This window comes from Kitasatospora sp. NPDC051702, from assembly GCF_040681575.1.
Classification (GTDB): Bacteria; Actinomycetota; Actinomycetes; order Streptomycetales; family Streptomycetaceae; genus Kitasatospora.
Window position 1 is genome coordinate 1 of record NZ_JBFAZB010000102.1, and the last position, 4,072, is coordinate 4,072.

Genomic DNA, 4,072 nt, shown 5'->3' on the forward strand with positions numbered 1-4,072 from the left:
TGCAGGGGGGACCCTGTGGGAGAGTAGGACGCCGCCGAACAATCATTCACGAAGAACCCCCGCCGGGATATCCGGCGGGGGTTCTTTGCGTTTCCCGGAGGATTCCGGGGCCGGGGGAGCCTCACCCGTTGTCGGGCTGCGACTCCTCCTGAGCCTGAGCCGACGGCTGTGCCTGAGCCGACGGCTGCGGCTGGCTCGGTGCCTGCGCCTGCGCCTGCGCCTGGGCCTGGGCCTGCACCTGAGCGGAGTCCTGCTCCTCGGGCCGGGCCGGCACGGCCACCGCTGCGGTGCCCCAGGCCGGCCGGCTGAGCCACACCTCCGCGGTGTTGGTGAGCCGGGTGACGCCGGTGCCGTCCGGTCGCATGCTGTAGAGGTCGGACCCGCCGCCGGACGGTGCCTGGGCGAAGACGATGGACTTGCCGTCGGGCGCGTACGAGGCGGTGCCGTAGGAGACGTTGGACGGGGCGGGGGTGAGCGCCCCGATCGCCGAGCCGTCGGGGTGGACGGTGTAGATGCCGCCGCCGGGGGTGTTGTCGGGGCCGGCCGGGTAGGTGGTGAAGACGATCTGGGTGCCGTCGGGGGACCAGCTGGCGCGGTCACCGGCGCGCAGTTCCCAGGGGGTGAGCTGCCGGAGCCCGGTGCCGTCCGCGCCGACCACGTAGACGGCGCGGCTGTTGGCGGGCTGGCCGGTGGCGCTGGTGCGGTACTCGAAGGTGAGCTGCTTGCCGTCGGGGGACCAGCTGGGGTTGCTGACCTGGCCGGAGTACGGCTTGTCGTTGGTGAGGAAGGTGAGCCGCTGGACGTCGGTGCCGTCCGGGCTCATCAGGTAGAGGTCCGAGTACTGGACCTGGTTGCCGTTGGCCGCGTCGAGGGCGCCCCAGGAGCGGCTGAAGGCGAGCTGCTTGCCGTCCGGCGAGTACGCGGGTGCGCGCTCGTCCTCGTTGGCGCAGTCGGCGGTGCCGCTCTCGCAGAGCTGGCCGATCTGGTGGGCGCCCTCGCCGCTGGCCGCGACCGTCCAGAGCCGGGCGGTGCCGCTCTGCGGGTCGGTCCGGTCGAAGGAGATGACGGCGCCGTCCGGAGACCAGTCGGGGCGGTCGTCGCGGGCGCGCTCCGGCGGCTGGGTGACCTGGTGAGGGGCGGTTCCGTCAGGGGCCAGGGTGACGATGGCGGTGGTGGTGCGGGTGGCGTCGACGAAGGCGCGGCCGACGATCAGACCGTTGTGGGCGGTGACCGCGGGTGCTTCCGCGGCGGCGCCCACCACGCCGGGGGTGGCCGGGGCGGTCGGTTCGGGGGTGGCGGCGGGGGTGTCCGCCTGGATCTCGGAGAGCGGGATGTCTCCGGGTTCGGCCCCGCATCCGGTGAGCAGGGTGCCCAGCAGCAGAAGGCCCGCACCGGCGGTTGCGCGGGTGCGGGCCTTGGGGGTGGGCGACTGTCGTGTGCCGGCCATCCGTGTCATCTCCGTCTCCGACCTTCCGGCCGCTCCGACGTTCGCTCCGTCGCCGATTCAGGACGAGGGCCCCAGAAGGGAGCTGTCACTGTGTCAGACGGAGGGCGCCGATGGCCGAGCGACACGCGACACTGCGCGCACGCTCCGCCACACGGAGTAGGAAGTCGGTCGGAGGGGAGGCGGTGGAGGGAGGGCCGTGGAGGGGAGGGCGGTCAGCCCCGGGCGGCTCGGCGCTCGGCCTTGGCCGCCGCCTCCGCCTCGTCCTCGGCCTCGGCGACCTCCAGGGTGGGCGCGGTGCCGTCGAGGTGCGTGGGCAGCCACCAGGTGTCGTCCGGTCCTGAGGGCTTGCCGGGGTACTCGCGCTGGGCCTGGTCGAGCATCTCCGCCATGGCGGCGCGCAGGCGTCTGGTGACCATCACGGGCTTGTCGTTCGGCCCGAGGTGAATCGGTTCGCCGATCATGATGGTGACCGGGACGTGGCGCTTGGTCAGGGTCTTGGGGCGGCCCTTGGTCCAGAGCTGCTGGGTGCCCCAGAGGATCACGGGCAGCAGGGGGGTGCCGGAGTCGGCGGCCATGCGGGCGGCGCCGGTCTTGAACTTCTTCAGCATGAACGAACGGCTGATGGTCGCCTCGGGGAACACCCCGACGACCTCGCCGGCCCGGAGCGCGCGCACGGCGGCCTCGTAGGCGGGCTGGCCGTCGGTGCGGTCGACGGGGATGTGCTTCATCCCGCGCATCAGCGGACCGGAGACCGCGTGCTTGAAGACGTCGTCCTTGGCCATGAAGCGGGTCTTGCGCTTGCCGCCGCGGTAGGCGCCCAGGCCGGCGAAGAGGAAGTCCAGGTAGCTGATGTGATTGCTGACGAGCACGGCACCGCCGTCGGCGGGGATGTGCTCGGCACCCACGATCCTGATCCGCACGTCGAGCGCGCGGAAGGCGGTGAGTGCGGCGCCGATCACCGGCGGGTACACGAACTCTGCCACGGTCAGTCCTGACTTCCACGGGCCGGGGCCCGGTACGGCGGTACCCGCGCCGTCGGGAGGGGGCCGACCGGAGCGCGGCACGCCGCGGCGGTCACGGGTGATTCACGGAGATGATCCCCCGAACGAGTGCCTGCTGTCACCTGAGGCGTCCGGTCAAGCGGATTTTCGCGGTGTGATCTCCGTGATGAGAACGGACGGGAACTTTTCCCGTCCCGGGCGGCCCGGTCAGGCCCCGGCGCCGAGCCGGCCCTGGGCCCGGCGGACCAGCGGGTAGATCTCGGAGCCGGGACAGTAGCCGAACGCGGCGTTGAGGAAGGCCGCGACGAGGGCGAAGGCGGTGGTCAGCACGCCGAGCCAGACCACCCCGGTGAGGTAGCCGAGCGTGCCGACGGCGGCGAAGACGAGGCCGACGCCCTGGGCGAACCGGGGCGGCCGCTCGTCCTCGGTCTCGGACGGAGGGCCCAGCCGGGGGAGCAGCACCGTCCGGAACAGCCAGCCGTAAGGGGAGAGCCGCGGGCCGCCGATCGCGCCGGCGGCGAAGACGAGCCCCTGGGCGGCGAGCAGGACGGGGCTGCCGGTGATCAGGGAGGCGGCCAGGACGACGAAGGTGAGGGCGGCGGCGAAACGGGGACCGCGGGGGTCTATCTGCACGGGGGCTCCGGGAGGGTCGCGACGGGCGGCGGCGGGGCGCGTCAGCGACAGCGGGTGGTGGTGGCCCGGCCCAGGTCGACGACGCGGCGGGAGGTCGGCAGCGGTGGGGCGGCGCGGTCGGAGTCCACCCGCCGATCGTACGCGCGCCCCGCGGGGCGGTCGACCTCCTTTCCGGACCCCGGGGGCGCTGGCGCAGACTGGGGGGCGACGGGATCGGTGAGGTGCGTCGTCGTGCCGACGGCGGCGACCGGGTCCGGCCTGCTGAGGGCCGGGAGCGACGGGAGTGTGCGGGTGCGGACCGGGGACGGGGCGGTACGGCTGTCGGAGGCGGAGCTCGGCGGGGCGCTCGGGGAACGGGCCACGCTGGTGCAGTTCTCGACGGCGTTCTGCCAGCCCTGCCGGGCCACCCGCCGGGTCCTCGCGGAGGTGGCCGGCATGGTCGACGGGGTGGTGCACGTCGAGCTCGACGCCGAGGACCGCTTGGAACTGGTCCGTCGGCTGGAGGTCCTGCGCACGCCGACCGTCCTGGTGCTGGACGCGGACGGGCGGGTGGTGCGCCGGGCCGCGGGGCTGCCGCGCAAGGCGGACGTGATCGCGGCGCTCGGCCGGGCGGTGTGAGGGGCGGAGCGAATCCGGTCGCGGATGTGCCGCCCCGTCGGGTGGTGTCGGGGGTGGGCTGGGGCAGGATGGGCGCAGGCGGAAGTGCAGCCGTCCGGCCTAAGCTACTGGCCAGTAGTGACCACTGGGCTACTGGCGAGTATGCTGCCAGGGAGTTCCGGACCGGCACGGGAACACGCTGCCCGGAGCGGGTGCGTGCCAAGTTCGCACCCGCTTGCACAGCCGCAGCCGCCGGACGAGACCAGTACAGGAGACAGGCCGTGAGCTTGAGGATCGTTGTCTGCGTGAAGCACGTGCCGGACGCGACGGGTGACCGTCGGTTCGCGGACGACCACACCACCGACCGGGAGGGCGTGGACGGCCTGCTGTCGGA

At 73.4% G+C, this 4,072-nt stretch carries 4 protein-coding genes and 1 pseudogene; 2 read left to right on the plus strand and 3 right to left on the minus strand.

Going from position 1 to position 4,072, the window contains the following annotated elements; genetic code table 11:
- Positions 1 to 121 precede the first annotated feature (121 nt).
- The 3 genes from AB0N04_RS38425 to AB0N04_RS38435 form a co-directional block, all read right to left on the minus strand.
- The gene (locus AB0N04_RS38425) at positions 122 to 1,447 is read right to left on the minus strand and encodes a hypothetical protein (protein ID WP_360223397.1); all 1,326 of its coding nucleotides are present in this window, start codon (positions 1,445 to 1,447) and stop codon (positions 122 to 124) included.
- Between the two features lie 212 nt (positions 1,448 to 1,659).
- The gene (locus tag AB0N04_RS38430) at positions 1,660 to 2,430 is read right to left on the minus strand and encodes a lysophospholipid acyltransferase family protein (protein WP_360223394.1); all 771 of its coding nucleotides are present in this window, start codon (positions 2,428 to 2,430) and stop codon (positions 1,660 to 1,662) included.
- A 225-nt stretch (positions 2,431 to 2,655) separates the two neighbouring features.
- Positions 2,656 to 3,081, minus strand: coding sequence for a DUF4395 domain-containing protein (locus AB0N04_RS38435; protein ID WP_360223391.1), 426 nt, complete (start codon positions 3,079 to 3,081; stop codon positions 2,656 to 2,658).
- A 231-nt stretch (positions 3,082 to 3,312) separates the two neighbouring features.
- Between AB0N04_RS38435 and AB0N04_RS38440 the strand changes: the two genes are divergently transcribed.
- A complete protein-coding gene (locus tag AB0N04_RS38440) occupies positions 3,313 to 3,699 on the plus strand; it encodes a thioredoxin family protein (protein ID WP_360223388.1) in 387 nt (128 codons plus the stop codon).
- A gap of 260 nt (positions 3,700 to 3,959) precedes the next feature.
- Positions 3,960 to 4,072: pseudogene (locus AB0N04_RS38445) on the plus strand (electron transfer flavoprotein subunit beta); the annotation flags it as partial.

What these genes read in the sequence shown, in the direction of transcription:
- AB0N04_RS38425 (WP_360223397.1), bottom strand. Translation starts at nt 1,447, where the DNA reads ATGGCCGGCACACGACAGTCGCCCACCCCCAAGGCCCGCACCCGCGCA.